This is a genomic window from Wolbachia endosymbiont of Mansonella ozzardi (assembly GCF_020278625.1).
GTDB lineage: Bacteria > Pseudomonadota > Alphaproteobacteria > Rickettsiales > Anaplasmataceae > Wolbachia.
Genome location: NZ_JADAKK010000017.1, coordinates 1 through 20,763 on the forward strand (window position 1 = coordinate 1; position 20,763 = coordinate 20,763).

General features: G+C 35.7%; 21 protein-coding genes, 2 tRNA genes and 2 pseudogenes. 15 read left to right on the forward strand and 10 right to left on the reverse strand.

The genetic code is table 11. From position 1 onward, the window contains the following. Nucleotides 1-232 precede the first annotated feature (232 nt). The gene (gene purF, locus IHO40_RS02440) at nucleotides 233-1,621 is read left to right on the forward strand and encodes an amidophosphoribosyltransferase (protein WP_225536594.1); all 1,389 of its coding nucleotides are present in this window, start codon (nucleotides 233-235) and stop codon (nucleotides 1,619-1,621) included. Between the two features lie 33 nt (nucleotides 1,622-1,654). Here the strand turns inward: purF and IHO40_RS02445 are convergent, their stop codons facing one another. Then, nucleotides 1,655-2,185: a hypothetical protein gene (locus tag IHO40_RS02445; RefSeq protein WP_225536595.1), complete on the reverse strand. Its 531-nt coding sequence runs from the start codon at nucleotides 2,183-2,185 to the stop codon at nucleotides 1,655-1,657. Nucleotides 2,186-2,768: 583 nt separating this feature from the next. Then, nucleotides 2,769-2,841: transfer RNA gene (locus IHO40_RS02450), tRNA-Gly, on the reverse strand. Nucleotides 2,842-2,982: 141 nt separating this feature from the next. On the opposite strand from IHO40_RS02450, the gene IHO40_RS02455 reads away from it, so the two are divergent. From IHO40_RS02455 to IHO40_RS02475, 5 genes are all read left to right on the forward strand, one after another. Next, entirely contained in the window at nucleotides 2,983-3,603 is a 621-nt protein-coding gene (locus tag IHO40_RS02455; RefSeq protein ID WP_225536596.1) for a ribonuclease D, read from the forward strand. Nucleotides 3,604-3,712: 109 nt separating this feature from the next. Beyond that, a complete protein-coding gene (trxA, locus tag IHO40_RS02460) occupies nucleotides 3,713-4,036 on the forward strand; it encodes a thioredoxin (RefSeq protein WP_225536597.1) in 324 nt (107 codons plus the stop codon). Nucleotides 4,037-4,078: 42 nt separating this feature from the next. After that, nucleotides 4,079-4,152, forward strand: a tRNA-Ile gene (locus IHO40_RS02465). 159 nt (nucleotides 4,153-4,311) lie between these two features. Next, complete coding sequence (locus IHO40_RS02470; RefSeq protein ID WP_225536613.1) at nucleotides 4,312-6,228, forward strand: ATP-dependent helicase; 1,917 nt, start codon at nucleotides 4,312-4,314, stop codon at nucleotides 6,226-6,228. A 1,121-nt stretch (nucleotides 6,229-7,349) separates the two neighbouring features. Then, on the forward strand, nucleotides 7,350-7,535 hold the full coding sequence (locus IHO40_RS02475; protein WP_225536598.1) for a hypothetical protein: 186 nt from the start codon (nucleotides 7,350-7,352) through the stop codon (nucleotides 7,533-7,535). 448 nt (nucleotides 7,536-7,983) lie between these two features. On the opposite strand, the gene IHO40_RS02480 is transcribed toward IHO40_RS02475, so the two are convergent. The 3 genes from IHO40_RS02480 to recR form a co-directional block, all read right to left on the reverse strand. Then, on the reverse strand, nucleotides 7,984-8,430 hold the full coding sequence (locus IHO40_RS02480) for a hypothetical protein (RefSeq protein ID WP_225536599.1): 447 nt from the start codon (nucleotides 8,428-8,430) through the stop codon (nucleotides 7,984-7,986). Continuing rightward, nucleotides 8,423-8,749, reverse strand: coding sequence for a P-loop NTPase fold protein (locus IHO40_RS02485; RefSeq protein ID WP_225536600.1), 327 nt, complete (start codon nucleotides 8,747-8,749; stop codon nucleotides 8,423-8,425). The genes IHO40_RS02480 and IHO40_RS02485 overlap by 8 nt, the downstream gene beginning before the upstream one ends. Before the next feature lie 446 nt (nucleotides 8,750-9,195). Next, nucleotides 9,196-9,801 (reverse strand): recombination mediator RecR, encoded by a 606-nt coding sequence (gene recR, locus IHO40_RS02490; protein ID WP_255585963.1) that lies wholly within the window; start codon nucleotides 9,799-9,801, stop codon nucleotides 9,196-9,198. 823 nt (nucleotides 9,802-10,624) lie between these two features. Here recR and IHO40_RS02495 point away from each other — a divergent pair. Beyond that, nucleotides 10,625-10,804 carry a hypothetical protein gene (locus tag IHO40_RS02495; RefSeq protein ID WP_225536601.1) on the forward strand — a complete coding sequence of 60 codons (180 nt, stop codon included), beginning with the start codon at nucleotides 10,625-10,627 and terminating at the stop codon, nucleotides 10,802-10,804. A 46-nt stretch (nucleotides 10,805-10,850) separates the two neighbouring features. Then, a complete protein-coding gene (locus tag IHO40_RS02500) occupies nucleotides 10,851-11,189 on the forward strand; it encodes a hypothetical protein (RefSeq protein ID WP_225536602.1) in 339 nt (112 codons plus the stop codon). Nucleotides 11,190-11,309: 120 nt separating this feature from the next. On the opposite strand, the gene trpS is transcribed toward IHO40_RS02500, so the two are convergent. From trpS to rpsP, 4 genes are all read right to left on the reverse strand, one after another. Then, nucleotides 11,310-12,410, reverse strand: coding sequence for a tryptophan--tRNA ligase (trpS, locus tag IHO40_RS02505; protein WP_225536603.1), 1,101 nt, complete (start codon nucleotides 12,408-12,410; stop codon nucleotides 11,310-11,312). Between the two features lie 384 nt (nucleotides 12,411-12,794). Next, on the reverse strand, nucleotides 12,795-13,355 hold the full coding sequence (locus IHO40_RS02510) for a nucleotide exchange factor GrpE (protein WP_225536604.1): 561 nt from the start codon (nucleotides 13,353-13,355) through the stop codon (nucleotides 12,795-12,797). 61 nt (nucleotides 13,356-13,416) lie between these two features. After that, nucleotides 13,417-14,403: a polyprenyl synthetase family protein gene (locus tag IHO40_RS02515; RefSeq protein ID WP_225536605.1), complete on the reverse strand. Its 987-nt coding sequence runs from the start codon at nucleotides 14,401-14,403 to the stop codon at nucleotides 13,417-13,419. An 18-nt stretch (nucleotides 14,404-14,421) separates the two neighbouring features. Then, nucleotides 14,422-14,748 (reverse strand): 30S ribosomal protein S16, encoded by a 327-nt coding sequence (rpsP, locus tag IHO40_RS02520; RefSeq protein WP_225536606.1) that lies wholly within the window; start codon nucleotides 14,746-14,748, stop codon nucleotides 14,422-14,424. A 680-nt stretch (nucleotides 14,749-15,428) separates the two neighbouring features. Here rpsP and IHO40_RS02525 point away from each other — a divergent pair. The 7 genes and pseudogenes from IHO40_RS02525 (at nucleotide 15,429) to IHO40_RS02555 (ending at nucleotide 20,484) form a co-directional block, all read left to right on the forward strand. Then, nucleotides 15,429-16,607, forward strand: a complete 1,179-nt coding sequence (locus IHO40_RS02525; protein ID WP_225536607.1) for an aspartate aminotransferase family protein — start codon at nucleotides 15,429-15,431, stop codon at nucleotides 16,605-16,607. A gap of 109 nt (nucleotides 16,608-16,716) precedes the next feature. Further along, nucleotides 16,717-18,003 carry an HlyC/CorC family transporter gene (locus IHO40_RS02530; RefSeq protein ID WP_225536608.1) on the forward strand — a complete coding sequence of 429 codons (1,287 nt, stop codon included), beginning with the start codon at nucleotides 16,717-16,719 and terminating at the stop codon, nucleotides 18,001-18,003. Nucleotides 18,004-18,012: 9 nt separating this feature from the next. Continuing rightward, entirely contained in the window at nucleotides 18,013-18,279 is a 267-nt protein-coding gene (locus IHO40_RS02535; protein ID WP_225536609.1) for a DUF2312 domain-containing protein, read from the forward strand. Continuing rightward, nucleotides 18,272-18,834, forward strand: a pseudogene (locus IHO40_RS02540) (UbiX family flavin prenyltransferase). The gene IHO40_RS02535 and the pseudogene IHO40_RS02540 overlap by 8 nt, the downstream one beginning before the upstream one ends. 3 nt (nucleotides 18,835-18,837) lie before the next feature. Further along, complete coding sequence (gene folD / locus IHO40_RS02545) at nucleotides 18,838-19,734, forward strand: bifunctional methylenetetrahydrofolate dehydrogenase/methenyltetrahydrofolate cyclohydrolase FolD (protein WP_225536610.1); 897 nt, start codon at nucleotides 18,838-18,840, stop codon at nucleotides 19,732-19,734. A gap of 178 nt (nucleotides 19,735-19,912) precedes the next feature. Beyond that, nucleotides 19,913-20,268, forward strand: a pseudogene (locus tag IHO40_RS02550) (polysaccharide deacetylase family protein). Between the two features lie 6 nt (nucleotides 20,269-20,274). Further along, nucleotides 20,275-20,484 (forward strand): polysaccharide deacetylase family protein, encoded by a 210-nt coding sequence (locus IHO40_RS02555; protein ID WP_225536611.1) that lies wholly within the window; start codon nucleotides 20,275-20,277, stop codon nucleotides 20,482-20,484. 94 nt (nucleotides 20,485-20,578) lie between these two features. On the opposite strand, the gene IHO40_RS02560 is transcribed toward IHO40_RS02555, so the two are convergent. After that, the coding region (locus IHO40_RS02560; RefSeq protein ID WP_225536612.1) for a hypothetical protein at nucleotides 20,579-20,763 on the reverse strand (185 nt) is incomplete at its 5' end.

Here is a 20,763-nt window from a genome sequence, read left to right on the forward strand (position 1 = left end):
ATATTTGCATTGCTTGTAGAAGCTATAAGCAAAATAAAGAAAACGTAGCAGTTGTACGCAGCCCCAGGATGTGATTCTTTCTCATACTTTATCATACCTGGAACTGTGCAAGAAGGAAAGTATAGGAAATAGAAGGCTTTTTACGTTTTATAGCCATTCTTAACATCTAGTAAAAAAAATGCTTGTGCTTTGCCTATGCTAAAGTAGAATTAAACTTTACTAAATAGTTTTTATGCTTGATGGAATGCACGAAGAGTGTGGAATATTTGGTACAAGCTACAATAAAGACGCTGCTTTTGACTCCATACTAGGTCTACATGCTTTGCAGCACAGAGGTCAGGAGTCTTTTGGTATAGTGACGAGTTATAACGGTAAGTTGCACTCTTATCATTTTCAAGGTCAAGTGAGCAGTGTGTTTGATGACGTAGATGCAATAAAAAAATCCTTGCCTGGAGATTATGCAATAGGCCACGTTCGATACTCAACAAGTGGCAGTAAAGTTGGAGCGCAGCCCATGTTCGGCAAAAGTAGTAAGTTCGGGGGTTTTGCTATAGCACATAATGGTAATTTAATTAATATTCTTCCAATACGCGAGCGATTAATTAAACAGGGATGCGTTTTTCAATCGGATATCGATACAGAAGTGATAGTGCGTTTGGTGGAAACAAATATAAAAGATAGCTTTCTAGAGAGTTTTATATGTTCATTAAAGGAGATACAAGGCGCTTATTCTTTTCTTGCAATCAACCAAGAGATGGTTATTGGAACGCGCGATCCAGCAGGAATCAGACCCCTTGTTTTAGGGAAGTTAAACGGCTCTTATGTGCTTGCATCTGAGACTTGTGCTTTTGATATAGTAAATGCAGAATTTATTAGAGAGGTAGAACCAGGTGAATTAGTTACTATTGATCGTAATGGCCATCTAACTTCAGCATTTTCTTTTGCGCAGCAAAAATCGAGCTTTTGTATTTTTGAATACGTCTATTTCTCAAGACCAGATAGCATAATGGAAGGCAGGTCTATATACGATATGAGAAAAGAAATAGGAAAAACGCTTGCAGAGGAGAGTCCACCAAAAAATAATGTGGATATTATTGTACCAATACCTGATTCTGGAATACCTGCAGCCATTGGATATGCAAAGCATTCAGGTTTACCTATGGAACTGGGAATAATTCGTAATCATTATATAGGAAGAACTTTCATACAACCAACTGCTGAAGTACGTAAAGTCAGAATAAAGTTAAAATTCAACGCTAATAAGCACATTTTGCAAGGTAAAAACATAGTTTTAATAGATGACAGTATAGTACGTGGTAGTACACTCAGAAGCATAATAGTTATGCTAAAAGATGCAGGAGTAAGAGAAATTCACTTAAAAATTTCAAGTCCACCAGTGAAATACTCTTGCTTTTATGGGATAGACACGCCAGAGCGCAAGGATTTAATCGCTGCAAATCAATCCATAGAGAAAATAGAGGCAAGCATAGGAGTGAATAGCTTGACCTTTCTAAGTATTGATGGGCTATATCATGCTGTTAAGGAAGAGAAACGTAATAATGTAACACCGCAATACTGTGATGCTTGTTTCACTGGTGATTATCCAGTTGGTAAATGTTAATACCAACTACTTGAATGACACCCACTGGTTAGCTTAAACCTCCTTCTCTTTTGAGGAAAAACATCCTTTTATTTTCTCAATTACAGGTGATATAATATATCTATTCACTTTTTCAGCTATTGGCTCAATAACATACGCTGTTGCAAGAACTCCTGCAATTGGTGCTATAGCTCCTATTGCTGCGCCTGTTAAAGCTACTGTCCCAATTCCAAGTATCACATCAGGAAAAATAGCAGTTGTAGCTGCAGCAAGACCGACTCCGATTTCAATGCTTATAATCGTTAATGTGCTGGAGCGAATTACAAGATCTCTATACCAATCAAACTCTTCTTTTCTATTATTGTATTCTGTCTTAACATTGCAATAAAATTGAAAAAACAATAATGCTATACAACCAACAGTCAACAATCCTGGAAATATAGAACCAATAATCCCACCTGTAGTTAAAGGTGACAAAGCTGTGGAACTTAACCCCAGACATGTAAGTGCTCCTATCGCAGCACCTAATCCTGTTACAGACATTAAATCCTTTACACTTGTTAGAAGCTTTGAATCTTTTTTCATTTGACCTCCTTAATAATTTAGCTGATAGCGGCAATATTGCTATTTTTTACTTCAAAATTGCAAATTCAAACTCCTGCTACTGTCAGTATAATTAGATTAATAGAATAAGCAAAATAATCTTTTTAGGAATGGCGTTAAAAGCAAGAGTAGAAGAAAAGCATCGACTTACAACTATTCCAATTATCAACAGCTAATATCAAATTTTACAGTTAAACAAGATGCTACTCAACATTACCTACCCAATTCATGAATTACAACTAGCTATAAACATTAAAAATCTTACCAAATAAAAAAAAGCAAAAGAAACCCTGTTAGCTAGTACTCACTATCTATCTTTAAATTAGCATTTTGTTGTCTTAGACGCTTTAACAAACGCATTTTAGCTTATATTAGGTAAAAACCTTGAAAGTCCATAAAGATATGAGATACAAATAGTGCAAAAAATTAAATAACAGTACGCCAAGTACATTGAGTTTTTATTGTTTAATCTGTACGGACTGAAATAAACAATAGCTTCAATGCTATGAATAAGGATGATGGCGAAAGTTGTCAAGCAAATTTTTTGAATGATTTTGGAAAAAAGAGCGGGAGAAGGGGTTCGAACCCTCGACCTCAACCTTGGCAAGGTTACGTTCTGCCAACTGAACTACTCCCGCAGTCTTTCACTTCTTAAATTATAGGCATATACAACGATTTGTAAACCCCATGCATACTAAAATGTTAGGAGTTGTCTATTATTTGTATACTTAAAACTCACTTTCAATTATTATTAGTCTTTCAATATTCTACAAGATCTTATGAGAATATTTGTACATAAAGATGACCTGCCGGCTAGCTCAATACCAGATAACGTAAGGTTTATAGCTGTCGATACAGAGGCAATGGGGCTACTTCATGTTAGAGACAGATTGTGTCTTGTACAGCTTTCTTTTAACGATGGCAACGCTCACTTGGTTCAATTGAAAAGTGATTATACAGCTCCAAACTTAAGAAAAGTATTGAGGGATAAAAATATAACTAAAATATTTCACTTTGCACGGTTTGATGTCAGCATCATACGCTATTACTTGAAGACTTGGGCACTTCCGTGCTATTGCACAAAGATAGCTTCACGTTTGGTTCGTACTTACACAGACAATCATAGTCTAAAGGAATTATGCTTAGAATTGCTTGATACTAAGTTAAATAAGCATCAGCAATCCTCTGATTGGGGAAGTGAGGATTTAACGGACAAGCAAAAAAGTTACGCTGCATCTGATGTTTTATACCTCCATAAAATAAAGGAAAAGCTAGATTTTATGCTGGAACGTGAAAACAGAAAAGAATTAGCACAAAAGTGCTTTGAATTTCTTCCTGCTCGTGTTGAATTAGATTTAATGGGGTGGGAAAATGTAGATATCTTTAGTCACCAAATGTAATGAAAGTTGTGCAAAACGCTTTAGACAATCTTTTAAGCTCTACAGTAAGAATTTAGTTGATTAGTTGCTAGTAAGTGCGCTATATTGTATAAATTTAGCTAGATATTTTATGAGTGACAATATTACATCAATAAATGATCAAAATTTTAAATCTGAGGTCACTGATTACAAGGGGTTTGTATTAGTGGACTTTTGGGCAGAGTGGTGTGGACCATGTAAAAGTCTAATGCCGCATGTTGAACAGTTAGCTAAAGATAAGAAGGGCAAGGTTAAGATCTGCAAGTTCAATATAGATGAAGGAACTGAAGTGCCCAGTAAATATGGAATTCAATCTATACCTACTTTTGTCATATTTCAAAACGGTAAGGAAGTTGCACGCAAAATTGGTGCAATAAGTGACTTGTCAAGTTGGGTTGATAGCGAAATGAGCTAATAGACAAGTTTGTCTTTGTGTGTATTATAAATATTAACGAATGGGATTGTAGCTCAGTTGGTTAGAGCAGTTCGCTCATAACGAATTGGTCGTAGGTTCGAATCCTACCAATCCCACCGGTCTCAGTGTATGCACAATATTTCCTTACATGCCTAATTGTAAATCTCGGCCAACTTCTTCAGTAATTGTCACTGACTAGATCAAATTCAAAGCAAAAACTTTACAGAGCACAAACAATAGGGTTAACTTATATGACTATATTTGGTAGGGCTACAATGAATGATTATCTCTCACTGCTAAATTCGGAACAACAACTGGCTGTGACTAACGTAGACGGGCCAGTCTTGATATTGGCCGGTGCTGGAACGGGGAAAACAAGAACAATTACTTCAAGAATAGCACACATAATTCGAAATGGCTACGCTCACTCTGATGAGATATTAGCAGTCACATTCACAAATAAAGCAGCAAATGAAATGATATCAAGGGTACTTGAACTTACGGGTACAAATATACCATGGCTTGGCACTTTCCATGCAATTGCAGCAAAAATTTTACGTTGCCATGCTGAAATTGTGGGCTTAAACTCCAATTTTACAATTATTAGTGTAGATGACCAATTACAGGTAATAAAAAGCATCGTTAATGAAATAAGTTCCAATAATCTATCAGAGAAAGATAGCACCATTATGAATATAATTCAAAAATGGAAGGAAAAGTGTTTACTGCCATCTAAAGTGGAAGAAATCCAATTATTTGGGCCAGTATATGTAACCGCATTAAAAATCTATCGCCAATATCAAGAGAGATTAAAATTCCTTAACTCTGTCGATTTTGGCGATTTACTTCTATACAATATACAGCTTTTCAACCAAAATACTGAAACTCTGTCCTACTACCAAAACAAATTTAAATATATCATGGTAGATGAGTATCAAGATACAAATACAATACAATATCTTTGGCTGAAATACCTTGCAAAAGAGCACTCAAATATTTGCTGTGTGGGAGACGATGATCAGTCGATATATAGTTGGCGTGGTGCAGAAGTTGAAAACATTTTAAAATTTTCCGACGACTTTAAAGGTACAAGAACCGTCAAATTGGAATGCAATTACAGATCAACATCCCATATACTCGCAACTGCGTCACATGTTATCAATCACAATAAAGCCCGCTTAAAAAAAAAATTGTGGACGACAAATGTTAAAGGAGAGAAAGTAAATCTAATAAAACTATGGGATGGGAAAATCGAAGCTAGGTTCATAAGCGAGCAGATATTAAAGCTCAATAAATACAAATTCAGTGACATTGCAGTGCTAGTGAGAGCTACTTTTCAAACTAGAGTTCTAGAAGAATACTTTATAAAATACTCAATCCCTTATAAGATTGTAAGTGGTGTAAAATTCTACGAACGTCAAGAAGTTAGGGACATAATTGCATATTTAAGGCTCATTACAAACAATAATGATGACCTAGCTTTCGAGAGGATAGTAAATCGACCAAAAAGAAGCATAGGGCCGACCACCATGAAAAAGATATATGCGGTTGCTCAAGATAATAGAATTTCTTTTTTTGAAGCGGCAAAAACATTGGTTAATAGTAATCAAGTGACTGAGAAAGTCAAGCTTTCACTAAATGGTTTTTCAAACAAAATTAAAGCTTGGGAAAAAATGGTAAGCGTAAAGCCGCTGAACGAGCTTGTTAAAACTATAGCAAACCAATCAGGATATATTGAAATGCTTGAAAATGAAGAAATAACAGGTTTAGCACGCATAGAGAATGTTAGAGAACTTATTTCATCTTTGAAAAATTTCGATAGTGCTACAACTTTCCTAGAGCACATAAGTCTAGTGATGGAAGTGGATAATATGAATAGTGATAACACCGTGTATGTTATGACTCTTCATGCAGCCAAGGGACTTGAATTTCCATGTGTGTTTCTGCCTGGCTGGGAAGAGGGGCTATTTCCACATCAAAGATCTTTCGAGGATAGTAGTGGCAAAGCTTTGGAAGAAGAGAGAAGGCTTGCATATGTTGGAATAACCAGAGCAAAAGAGAAGCTGATCATTTCATGTGCAGACAGAAGGGAGGTGAATAATCAGTGGCAGCCAATGTATGTCTCGCGATTTATTAAAGAACTACCAAGAGAAAATGTTAAGGTGATTAGAAGTAACGCTATCTACTGTTGAAATAGGCATATAACAGCTGTCTCCAATAGAAACAAAAAAATTACTTGACAACCTTCGCCATCACCCTTACCCCAGTAATAAGGGTATTTCTAACTCAAAACTTGTTTTTGATCTCCAGGCTCAATGACAAAATTCGGTAAAAAACTCAGGGTGTTTTTCGGCGGATTGTATCAAATTATAGCGGCTGCATGTCCTTTTCACTTTTTCTACGTTCAGCTAAGTCGCGCTTAAACTAAGCGTTAGCAAATTATTATAATGCCAATTTAAAGTATTATAGAGTCAAAACTCGCCACTCGGGGTTTCTTTTACCTTTTTTTCTCATTTGGTAAATTTCTTAAATATTTTCTACTAAAGTAGTATCAAGAATCCCAGTATCAAGTACTGGGATGACAAAAAAGGCTACTGTGGTAAGTGCACCGTAGAAGCGGCAAGCTAAAGCTGCATAATAGATAGGGTGGGCTCCTCAGAACCGGTTTACAAGAGCAAGCTTCAAATAGCCAGTAGTGAACGTTATGGAAAAGGCGCAATTATGCGTCATATATGAAATAGAGGCGAATGAAAACAAACTACTGAAGAAGTGTCAAAAGGCCATGTCAAAACCAGGGCTAATTTGGTTACCGGGAAACTTGTTTACTGGGTAAGGTTACCTTGAGTTTGTGTAGATATTTGTCTGCCAGCACTGTTACCATAAAATTAATATCTCTAAGTTTATAATCATATTGGTTAATAATTTTAGAAGTAAAAATATAACCAATATAAAATACAACAACGTAGTATTTCTTTTGCTGCTTCAAAAGCAAAACTTTTGAACGGCACGCTTCAAGTAGATTCTTCATCTAATGAGTCAATATTTGATAAGAAATTTAAGTATGAAGTAGAACTTCCGTGTGTTATTCATACCACAGCAAGAAAAAATAAAGTTAGGAGCGTACTTAATGAATTAAATCTAAAGAAAGAAACTAATTCTGCTGTTTGAGAGCCTAATGCTGTGAAGAAGGAGAAAGTTACTTTTGTGAATCCTGGGTATCATATCATTTCGGATAATGTTACTGAAAGTCAGCATACTTTGATTGAATACATGATGCAAAGAGTCAAACCCTTTTAAGATAATGAGGAAAACTGTGCCAGTGTATGAGAATGTTAATGCATTTGATAACACATTTGAGCAGAATAACCATCAGGAAAGTTCTGATTTGCATCAAGCAACTGACGAACTAGAGACTATACAGTTCCTTAAAACACTAAGCAAGGAAGAGAGAGAAAGTCTTGGTTTTTCTCCTAAGCAGCAAGATAAATCAAAAGGTTGAGACTAATAAAAAAACTTATGATCCACTTGATAGAAATACAATCTGTCAAGGTAAAAAGCGTTTTAGTCCAGAAAGATTAAACGTTCACCCACTGTTATGCAACAAAGCTGACATATATGGCAGTATAACTGCTGGTACTAAACCTTATTCAGCTATAGAAAGATGTAGGTTACACACGATGGCAGTGAGCTTGAAACAAAGACAAAGAGAAATCATGGGTTTCAATCAGATCCGAGATTAAGCATATAAAGGCTGATACTGCAATTTGTTCTATTACTAGAGGTAACGATAAAAAAAGGCGTTAGACCTGAAGCTTCACATGAACAGGGGCCTTTATCAGAGGTATATAAAGTTAATGTGAAGGAACTAGCAAATAGGTTCCGTGGTTAAAATTGTGACCTCTGCTTTGTGCATCAAGGACAGGGATGTTTTCAAAACAGAATATTTCTCACTTGCTTACAATATCTGATTTTTTGTCTGCGAAAGCAGCATTAAGAGAAATTCTAAGTTTTTCCCATTCTTCCTGGCCATTTATATAGTTCAAAATTACAGGCTTATATTCATTTTCAATTTTTTCTAATCCCTTTTGGTATGAAGAAGCCAGCTCCTCGCATGCATCAATATCTATGGATTGTAATATTACCAAAAATGAAAACAAATTCGGAGCAGATAATTCTTCCTTTGTGTAATTCAGAAGACACAGTCTTATTTTCTTTGTACAGTACTCTACTGTTTCTAACGATAGTGATAGACTTTCCGCATAAAGTATGAAACTACTTATAATTGAACTTTGTGATTTTTTCGGTAATTTTATATTTTTAAATAGTTCTGTATAAATTTTTTTATCGGTTGTTTTGCAAGTGCAAGGAGAGGTTAGTAAAAGACTTTTAGTCAAAATTTGATCCGAGTACTGTGCTAATAGCTTTATACACATTACTCTTATCTCTACTGACAGAAACGATAAAGACGAGCCCATCCATATCAAGCATATATTTTATAGATTTCAGAAAATCAATGATGCATTTAAGACGGCATATATCAAGATCATTCACCATTACATAGATGTTTTTGTCTTCTCTAATTCTATTAACTACTTTTGCTAATTGTGTTTTAAAGTCTTCAATGTTTTCTTTTCTTCTTTGAAGAATACTCAACTCTCTCAGTATACAACCAATATCTTTTTTATCAGCCTCTTTTGCAGCATCAAGAAACACAGAAAGCATAGCGAGTGGAGATTTACTAATTAGCTTGCCAGTGTGTTTAAAAAAAACAGCTCTCGGTTCACGTCCTTGAACCTTCGTATAATGCCTCTTCTCAATTCACGTGATGCAAATAAATCCTCAAATAGTAAACTTAAAAAGAAGGCAGCGATTGATCCAATACATTGATATCCCATGCGCTATAATAAGCTACAATTTCGTCTTGTTTCTTTAACTCTTTTATCCATTCTTTTAGAAAAAATGTCTTGCCCACATCCGTTATATCCTTCTAAAGATATCATTGTAAAAGACTGATCAATTGTTTTAATTATAGTATTGAATTTGCTTGAGAATTGCTGATAGTTTAGGCAGTCGCTTTCCCAAGCTACCGATTTAGGTGGTGACACTGCTTCTTTTTTTCTGAAAGTTATCAGTGATATAAGTTTTTTTAAGCACATATATTATTTTACGTTCAGTTCATATTCCTGTCTTGAAGAGAGGGCAGCTTTTAGCGTTCCTTCATCTAGGTAGTCGATTTCTCCACCCATTGGTATGCCGCAAGCAAGGCGTGATATTTTCACATCCAAGTTTTTTAGCAATTCAATTATATACTGCACGGTAACCTGACCCTCTAATGTTGGATTAATTGCGATAATAATCTCTTCAATTTTATACTCTGCAACTCTTTTAGGGATAGTACCAAGGTTAAGTTCTTTTGGACCTACACCGTTTATTGCAGACAACTTGCCACCTAAAACGTGATACATACCTGAATATATACTACCTTTTTCAAACGCCCATAAATCACCCAATTCTTCTACTACGCACAGTAATTTGGTGTCACGTTTTGGATCAGTACAAATAGAACATGGTGATTTAGTATCTAGATTTCCGCAGACCTTACACTCTATTATAAGATCTGCCAGCTCTTTAATTAAAGATGCAAGTGGTAGCATAACTTTTTCTTTATTTTGGAGTAAATATATAACTAACCTGCGTGATGATGATGGCCCTAAACTTGGCAATTTAGAAAAAACATGAACTAAATTTTTTATTTTAATGTTCATTCAATAAATTCAGATAGGCCATCAAAATAGTAACATTAAACCCTTTATATAGGAAGTAGTAAATTTCTCTTATCTCACTTTAGGTTAGCTATGAGGATTTATAGATAACATTTACTAAACTTTAACTTTTTGGGTCTATATTTCAGTAAATATAGAGTAATAATTAATATAGATGATCTATTTTCAGAGTGGCAATTATAATCAGAATCTCAATTCTTTGATACAAGTTACAAAGCTGAAAGACACAAAACAAATTGATGAACAATATGGCAAAACGGTAAGAGATTTATCTCAAGTTCTGAGGGCTTTTACAAGCAGGCAGAAGATGTAGCTAAGTTTGTTATATGCACTGACTTGAATAATTATGTAGAACCGGTGGATAAGAAGCCATTAGGCCTTTTGGAGTATTAAAGAGAATATGGCTAGAGAAAGATGTTCCGGTTAAGAACGACAACATAAGAAATTTTGCTCAAGATAGACTGCAGAGTTTTACTATAAAAAAAGCAGCAGAATATACAAATATTTTTGGGAGAATTAGCTGCGTAAAAGAAGGCTTGATATCGCCTTGAAAGAAGGATGCGATATCATCTTGAAAGAAATTTTAGATTCAAAGCAGAGTGAAAAAAGAGGAACATAAATCGCATGAAGTAAACTTGGAGCGCAACAACATCAAAGCAAAGGAAAGAAGAGCAGCCAAAAAAAAGAATCTACTAGTAGTTGCAGGAAGAAAGTAAAATAATCAGCTCCTCTGCCACCTCCGACTGCTCCGAATTAGCTTAAACCTTAGCCTCAGAAAAAGGTTGCTACTACTGAGAAGAAGAAGGTGCGCTTTAAATCAAAACCAGAGATTATATCTTTTGATGATTCGGGGTATGGAAGTTTATCAGATGAAGAATCTGATAAAAAAATATCTAATTACCAAGAAGAAGAGTCAATTTGCGCAATAGCCCATAAGGAACATATAGAAGCGAAAAGAGCAAATAAAACAGCAGCAACAACCTAAACCTAAATCTCCAAAGCCTAAAAATCTGGGTCGTGTTAATCAACAAGTGAGTACGAACCCAAGAATAGTAAGGGTGACTCTCAAAAAATCAGCTAAAAATAAACTGACAGTCCCGATAGAATCTGAGAGTCAAGGCCGTAGGCAATCAGCACAAGAAGCTGCTGATCGGGCAGCAACAGAAGTAAAGGTGGTTGCTGTGAAAGAAGAAGTAAATAGCAAAAAGGATGGCATAGTAAAGTCAGTGATAGGAAAAATTGAGCAAAATCAAGCTGCTGAGAGAAAAGCTACTCCTGCTGCACAAGCAGATATCGGTGTGGAGAAATATCCACCAAAACTGTCTTTCAACCTCACTCGTTTCCAGCGGGAAATGAAAGACCTGAAATGAACCCTATAACAGCAAAGTCCGATCCCAAGCCTCTAGTTAGTAAAAAGCCTACTTTTACGCATGTCAGCGTAAAGAAAATGGCTGCACGATTTAAAAGTCATGGAAAGAAATAGCTGTAACTTATTGGATAAACCCTATAACATCCTTTATTTCTTTTATGCTTTGGTTTGCAATCTCTGCTGCTTTTTCTGTACCTTTCTTTAATATTTCATGTAAATAGAATTGATCTTTTAAGAGGTCTCTCATTTTCTCACGTATAGGTGACACAATGCTGATGATTAAATCAGCCAACTCTTTTTTAAAGTGCTTCATATCGTGCTTGTTCATCTCTTCGCATATTCTGTCTACGTCAAAACTACTCAGTGCTGAATAAATGTTTATCAAGTTATTTATCTCCGGGCGGCACTTTAAAGTAGCAAAGTCAAAGCCTAGCATTGAGTCTGTTTTTGCTTTTCCTATTTTTTTAACGATTAAATCGTCTGTGTCGTCAAGGCTAATGCGCGAGTATTCTGAAGGATCAGATTTACTCATTTTGCTTGTGCCATCTCTTAAGCCCATTATTCTTGATGCATGGTCCAAAACTAGGATTTCAGGCACAACAAAATAATTTAGTTTGTAGTGATTGTTAAAAGCCAATGCAACATCGCGCGTGAGCTCCAAATGCTGCTTTTGATCATCACCAACAGGAACGTATTTAGCTTTATATAGCAGTATATCTGCAGCCATAAGTACTGGATAGCTATATAACCCTAAAGAGGCTTTTTGTTTATCGCTACCGGCTTTATCTTTAAATTGAGTCATGCGGCTGAGCCAACCAACTGGTGTATAACACCCAAGTAGCCAACCGAGTTCTGCATGACTGCTGACTGTGGACTGACTAAAAATGATGGACTTTTCTGGATCTATTCCGCACGCAATGTAAGCTGCTGCTGTTTTAAGAATATTACTTCTTAATTCACTGGCAGGAAGTTTATTAGCTGTGATTGCATGCAAGTCAACAACACAGAAAAGAGATTTATATTTATCCTGTAAGTCTACCCACTGCTTGACTGCACCAAGATAGTTACCTAAGTGCAGTATGCCACTTGGTTGAACGCCTGAAAAGACAATAGAATCTTTCAAAGCTTGATTTCTGATGGTAGTTTTGCTCTGCTTTTCAAATTCACTCGAGTATTCTGTGATGCGTTTTTCCTCTTCGTTATTATAACAACTAGATGTCATCCTAGTGCCACGACACATAACCGTAAGAACATTGTGATTTTGAGCCTGAGAGTATCATTCCAGCACTTGACACTGGGATCCAAGAAATTTTACTAAGTTGATGAGCATAAAAGTAGCTGTTTTATGTTAAGACACAACGTTTTTAATAGGATTGTGTGCGGATTGGATTCCAGTGTTAAGCACTGGAATGACCCCTTTGTGTTCGAGGCAAAATCCACTATAACATTTAATACACTGTTTTTGGAACAAATGTTCGTACAGTCTTGTGTTCTGACATCCATTTTCTTTTTCTGGATTCCAGCGTCGCGTACTGGAATAACACCAAACTGGGCTATTGATTTTCCGCTTAAATAATAGTTATAAGGAAAGTCCAACCTCTGATACTTATGCATTTTCATCAGATTTTTTAGAAATAACAACCATTGCAGGACGGAGCAACCTACTTTTAATAGTATAACCGGTTTGTAAGACTTCCACGATAGTACCAGTTTCTTTTTCATTATCTTCTCTTTCCACAATGGCTTGGTGTAAATTACTATTAAAAGACTCTCCCATTGGATCCATTTCTTCTATTCCATGTTTTTTCAAATCATTCATAATTTTTTGATGAGCTACTTTGATTCCTTCATGAACAGGATCTCCATCTTTTAAATTTTCCATCACTCTTTTTAAATTGTCGCACGAGTCGATCATATCACGTGCAAATTGTGTAACTGCATAATCACTTACATCGCTGATTTGCTTTTGCATTATACGTTTGATGTTTTCATTATCTGCAACAGCACGACGTAAATGATCTTCAAGTTGAGCTGCACGCTCTTTCAACACATTGAGATTCTCGTTAAAATTACCAGTATGTTTGCTACTATCTTGCTGGCCTTTGCTTTTTTGCTTATTTACCACATTGGTAAACTTCTTCTTTCTTTCCTTACTACTATCTGACATATCATTAACCTTAAGAACCTAATAAATATATAGCAACTAATCTGAAAATATCAAGAACTAGCTAAACTTGTCTTTCTATGCTTGTATTCAAAAAGTCAATCAAAGCAGTTTTATAAGGAGAGTCAGAAAAAGTACTAATATCATTTAGCGCCATGTTAACATAGTGCCTTGCATTTTTTATAGAAAGCTCAATTGCATTGTGGTGGCTAATATAGCACAGCGCCTGGTCAAAATTGCGCTCAGCTGAAGAAAAACATTTTTCCCAAAATTTTTGCTCTACTAGACTCCCTTTCTCGTATGCTATAATGGCAGGTAAAGTTACCTTGCCCTCAAAAAAGTCTTTTCCAACTTGTTTTCCAGAAGCGCTTTTATCAGCAGTATAATCGAGCGTATCATCAATTATTTGGAATGCCATGCCAAAATTAAAACCAAAATTCTTTAACCTTTCTGTTTCATCACTTGTAGCACCAGATATTACAGATGCAGCTTCACAACACGCAGAAAATAAAGACGCTGTTTTTTCTTCAATGATATCGAAATAATTTTTCCGAGTAGTGTAAGGGTTAAAGCGTGTCGTCATCTGTTTTATTTCGCCTTTTACAAGCAAATGTGACGCTCTAGATAAAATAGAGAGAACATTTAAATTTTCACATCCTATAAGCCATCTAAATGCTAGAGTCAATAATAGGTCGCCAACTAAAATGCTCGATTTATTTCCCCAAATTTTATTTGCTGTTTTAACTCCATGGCGTGCTTCGCTTTCATCGAGCACGTCATCGTGAAGTAAAGTAGCATTGTGTATAAATTCTACCGATGCAGCAACTCTAACTCTGTCCTCCCCAGAGTAGTTCAGCATTTTGCATAAGATGAAGACGAATTTAGGCCTTATTTTTTTTCCACCCGACCCAATAAGATGAGATATAATATCAGCAGCGAGTTTGATGTCTTCATCATCAACGGTTCTGAAGATAAAATCTTTCATAGCTGATAAATCAGAAGATATAATATCGTCTAATTTACCGTTATTTGTTAAACCAGTGTTCAACATTAAAGAGACTCATGCCCCTTATTCTTCTACTTTCTGTGTTGCTACTTCCTTTTCCTCTGTTTTTTTTGCTTCTATCTTCTTCTTTTTTATTTCTAGAATGATCATGCCTTTTTCGATGAACCATAGCACTCTCTTGGTTGGTTGCGCACCCACATTTAACCAATGTTTTAATCTATCAACTTTTACCACAACACGATTTTTGTTGTCTTTTGGTAGCATTGGGTCATATTGCCCTATTCTCTCAATAAAACGTCCATCTCTTGGTGCCAGCGAATTAGCTGCAACTATCCTGTAAAAAGGGTGTTTCTTTTTACCAAATCTTGCCAACCTTATTTTAACTACCATGTTAACCTTTGTTCATGCGTTACTTACAATTTTATACAATAAGCAGTCTAAGTCAAATGAATTTTCTTACAATAGACTGCTTGCATAACCTAAATTAATCAGAAAAAGACAATTTACTGTCTGCCACTACCTGTGGAACTCATCCGCTAACACGTAGCAGGATGATGGTTTTGAATTTTCATGGTGTCATCCCAGTACTTCCTTTTTTGCCATCTCAACCTCTATGTTGTCACCCCAGTGCTTGACACTGGGATCTAGGATGCTATTTTAGTAATAAATATTAATAAACTTACCAGGCAAAAAGAAAAGACAAGACAATAAAACCCAGCGTTGGGCGATGTCTTAAACGACTTATAAGTGCGTTTCAGCTTGTATAGGTGAAACTTGAAGTTTTAAAAAAGACATGTAGTACACATAATACGCCAAATACAAGCTTTCTTATTATTCTAATCTACGCAGATTGGAAAGTTAAATAGCAGCTTCAATGCTATGGTAAGGGAACGGAGGAATTTGTCAAGTAGTTTTTTGTTTCTGACGGTTGTTATATGCCCAGCGTGCTGCTAAAAATTGATTTGGTATGGTTATGTAAAAAGTCTAACGACAACTTAAAACTTAGCAAAGGAAAAGCTTTGTGCTAAGGGAACATTTTAAGTATAACGTGGATAGTTTACAGCACTTAAATGAATCACATTGTCAATGCGTATAATAGATTTAAAATTCCTATAGTTAGGGGAGAAGGGGTATACCTTTTTGATAAAGATAGCAAAAAATATCTAGACTTTGCTGCTGGTATTTCTACAACTTCTTTAGGACATTGTCACCCATATATTGCAGATAAGCTGAAAGAGCAATCGGATTTATTATGGCACTGCTCTAATATTTTTACTATTCCCGAGCAAGAAAGGCTTGCTGAGCGTTTAACAGCACTTACTTTTGCAGATAAAGTCTTTTTCTGTTCAAGCGGACTTGAAGCAACAGAAGCTGCAATTAAATTCATTCGCCGTTATTTTTACTCAAAAGGGCAAGAAAAACGCAACCGAATTATTACAATCGAAGAGGGGTTTCATGGCCGCAGTATTGCTGCAATTTCCGCTGGAGGAAATGAAAAATCACGTGAGGGTTTCGCTCCACTCCTTTTTGGTTTTGATAAAGTGCTAAGGAACAACATCAAAGCGCTAGAGGAGAAAATCAGTGATGAAACAGCTGCTGTGTTTTTAGAGCCCATACAAAGTGAGGGTGGAGTATATACACTGGATGTAGAATACCTTCATAAAATAAGAGAAATAACAAAATCTCAGAAAATGATCCTATGCTTTGATGAAGTGCAATGCGGGTATGGGCGTATTGGTTCTTTATTTCATTATCAAAATATAGGAATCGAACCTGACATTTTAACTTGCGCAAAGGCTATGGGTAACGGGTTTCCCTTAGCTGCATGTTTAGTAAGAAATTATATAGCAGAAGCGATTACTCCAGGGACTCACGGATCAACTTATGGCGGTAATCCGCTTGCCATGACTGTTGGTAACGCAGTGCTCGATATAGTGCTAAAAGAAGGCTTTTTTGACCATGTTAGAAGGGTTAGTAAGTATCTAAAAGAAAAATTACTACTGTTAGCTGGGGAATTTCCAGGGATAATCTCAGAAATTCGTGGAGAGGGTTTGTTAATAGGAATAGAGCTTAAAGCTCCTTTTGCTGATAAAATTGTTAGCCGATCCCTTGACAAAGGTTTAATAATGACTAAAGTTTTAAATAATAGAGTAGTGAGAATAACACCTCCACTTGTTGTTCATGATAAACATGTGGATGCGGCGTGTGATACACTCTATAATTCACTTTTTGAGATTAAAGATATATAAATACTTTAGAAAAATATAAAGTCCAGCTATACAAAATTTCAAACTTGCGAATTCTTCTTATAACATGTAAAATTAACTCTGTTTTTTGTCACAATAACATCATACTTCAATGGATTGGTTATTGGTTTCAATATTATCGGTAATTTTTGTTTTATTGATTTTATCGTTTTTATTTTCAGGAGCAGAAATAGGTCTAACCTCAATCAGCCGATCTCGCGTTAATAAGCTAAAGCTAGAGGGCAACAAAAGGGCCAAGATAATAGATCGTTTGTTAAGTAAAAAAGAATTAACAATAGGAACAATGCTCCTCGGCAATACGATTATTAATATTACTTGTTCCGCTTTATTTACAGCGATATTTATAAATTTCTTTGGAAGTGAAGGCGTATTTCTATCAACGATTGTAATGACATTTTGTATTTTGCTGTTTTGCGAGGTGTTACCAAAAACTTACGCCATGCAAAATCCTGAAAAATTTACATTATTTTTTACCTATTTTGTACTGTTTTTTGTCAAGATTTTTTCTCCATTGACATTAGGCATCCAGTTTATTGTCAATCTTACTCTAAAGTTATGTAGGCTTCATAAGAATAGGGAAGTAATATCTGCAGCAGATGCAATGCGTAATATGATTACTCTTCATCGCAGTGAAGGAACTATGTTGCAACAGGATTTAGATATGCTAAGCAGCATACTTGATTTAGCTGAGACAGAGATATCGGAAATTATGACCCATAGGAGAAACCTATTTTCTCTTAATATAGATCAAAATAAAGAAGAGTTGATAAGAGAAATTTTAACCAGCAGCCACAGTAGGGTGCCTTTATGGCAAAAAGAACCAGATAACATTGTCGGAGTAGTTCACGTAAAGAATCTAATAAACGCTTTGCGCGAAAAGGATAATAAAATAGAGGAGGTTGATATTGTCCAAATTATGTCAAAACCTTGTTTCTTACCAGAAAGTACACCACTTAGCGTTCAACTACATAACTTCCGTCAAAACAGAAAACATCTTGCGTTTGTTGTTGATGAGTATGGAACACTGCAGGGAATTGTAACTCTTGAAGACATATTGGAAGAAATAGTTGGAGAAATTTCCGATGAGCATGATTTAATCACGGAGAATTTTATAAAGAAAATATCTGACAATGTATATCATATCGAGGGAAAATCAACTATTAGGGACATTAACAGACAATTGCACTGGAATCTTCCTGATGAAGAAGCTACAACTCTAGCAGGTATGATTGTAAATAAGATAGAGCGCATTCCTGACGAAGGCGAAGAGTTTTTCATATATAGTTTTCATTTCAAAATTTTGAAAAAAGATAAAAACATTATTACTGTTATTGAAGTACAAGTAAAAACTGATCATACTATGACAGCGATTAATTAGTTAGGTTTTATGGAAGACGCAGTAAAAATAACAGCCGATGAGTTAAAAGGTTATATAGAAAGAATCGAAAAACTCGAGCAAGAAAAGAAGAATGTGCAGGATCACATTCGTGATGTATATACAAAAGCTGCAGGTAAAGGTTGGGATACAAAGGTGATGAAACAGGTTATTAGGCTAAGAAAGATGGATAATGATGATAGGGAAGAACAGGAAATATTACTTGATACTTATAAACGCGCATTGGGAATGAGTTGCGAAGAAGAGTCAAGTGAATAGCAGAATTGTAATTGGAATAAGTGGAGTATCTGGTTCTATTTATGGTGTGCGTATTTTAGAAGTGCTAAAAAATGCCGACTATGAAACTCATTTAGTAGTAAATTGCGCTGGAAAAACCACCCTGGCTAATGAAGTTGCAGAAAGACTTGAAGACATCACATCACTTACAGATTTTTACTATTCTGAAGAAAAAATAGGAGAAAGAATAGCGAGCGGTTCGTTTGAAACTTTAGGGACGATCATCGCTCTATGTTCTATGAAAACAATGTCTGAAATTGTGTCAGGTGTTACCTCCAACCTGCTAATGGGAGCTGCAGATGTAACGCTAAAAGAAAGAAGGAAATTAGTTCTTATGGTGCGAAAGTCGCCGCTGCATTTTGGTCATTTACGGAATATGTTAAAATTGACAGAGATGGAGCAATTATTACTCCGCCAATGCCAGCTTTTTATATTAAACCGAAATCTTTGGAGGACATTATAAATCATTCTATTTGCAAAGTGTTAAGTTTATTTGATATCAAATTATCTGGCTTCAGAGAGTGGCAAGGAGTATAGTAAGTGGCAATTATCATCAACGGCAAGGAAATAGCAAGTGACCTGTGCAAGAAGTTATCGCAAAAAATCGAAGCTTTAAAAAAGAAGCACAACATCTTTCCTTGTCTTAAAGTAATTCTTGTGGGCAGTAACCCAGCAAGTCAAGTCTATGTTCGTAATAAACAAAAAAAAGCAGAATCAATAGGCATAAGTTCTGAGACTATTATTTTGCCTGATAATATTTTAGAAGATGAATTAATTGCAAAAATTAATGAGTTAAATTCAGATCCGTCTATACATGGTATTTTAGTACAATTGCCTTTACCAAGGCATATTAAAGCGAGCAGAGTAATTAACACAGTAAGCGTTGAAAAAGATGTGGATGGCTTTCATGATGAAAACGTTGGCCGATTAGTTAAAGGTGAAAAAAATTGCCTTACACCTTGTACTCCTAAAGGTTCTTTGCATTTAATTAAATTAGTTGAAAGTAACCTTTCAGGTAAAAACGCAGTCGTGATTGGCAGATCAAACATCGTGGGTAAACCGATGTTTCACCTGTTGTTGCAAGAAAACTGCACTGTTACCATTTTGCATTCACAAAGTAGGAATTTAGCTGAATGTTGCTCTAAAGCGGATATAGTAGTTGCAGCAGTTGGAAAGCCAAATTTTGTCCAAAAAGACTGGATAAAGAAAGGGGCAATAGTGATTGACGTTGGCATAAATAGTGCGAATGTAGGAGGGCAGGCAAAGCTCGTAGGTGATGTTGATTTCGATGGAGTAAAAGAAAAAGTTAAAGCTATCACGCCAGTGCCTGGGGGCGTTGGTCCAATGACCATTGCGCTTTTGATGATAAACACTGTTATTGCTGCTTGTCTGCAAGAGAAAATCGATACTTCTGACTTTGTGGACCAAAGTCTATAGTTGCAGTAAGGTAGGATAAAAGATACAAGAATAGCAGGGCTGAAAGGATGGCTAATAACAATTTTTCTTTTGCTATACTCAACCGAGCTTTCTGTGGTGCTTGTAATTTTAATTTACCATATCGTGTGCTCAGTTGTAATTTAGGTCTATCGTACAGAAGTTTAAGTAACATAAAAAAATTGTTAATAACAGTGATAAATTTGTTGCGCTTACATTTGACAATGGACCATCTAACAGTAGAGTAAACGATATTATCAATGTTTTAAAAAGCTATAAAGCAAAAGCGATATTTTTTCTTCTCGGTGAACGTATAAAAAAACGTCCGAGATAGTAAAGAGAATCTATAATGCAGGTCATGAACCGGGCAATCACTCTTGGTTGCATAGAAAGTTAACATCGCTTTCAAGTGAAGAACAATTGCAAGAGCTAGAAAAGACAAGTATGGCAATTAAAAATGCAACGGAGCAGGATGCAAAATGGTTTCGTACACTATATGAATGTCACAATGATGATTTGATTGAAAACATTAATTAATTGAATATGTATTTGATATTATGGACAGTTGACTCTCTAGATTGGCAAGGTAATAAGCCAGAGATCTTAGTTGAAAGAGTTATAAGCAACGTGCACAATGGAGCAACCATACTGTTCCATAACCACAACAACAAATCAAATACAGCTGAAGCTTTACCTCAGATTATTAAGATACTAAAAAAGTTGGGTTATGAGCCTGTTACCTTAAGTGAGTAGGAGGGAAGGGTTTGTAGTGTAGTTAAAACTGAAAGTATATTGAGAGGAGAAGAAATGTATAATTTAGACTCACCAAAATACATTTACAACTAGATCAGTATACGAATGTTGAAACATCTAACTCCAACACAGTATCATTTCTCTTCTTATACCAATCTCTACTGCACAGAAAGCAGACAGGTGCCCCCGTTTTGCCAGTCAACATGGTGCAACCCCAATAATATCTCCTTTTCCCGTCATCCAAGTAGCCTTTTCTTGTTATCCCAGCAGTTGATACTA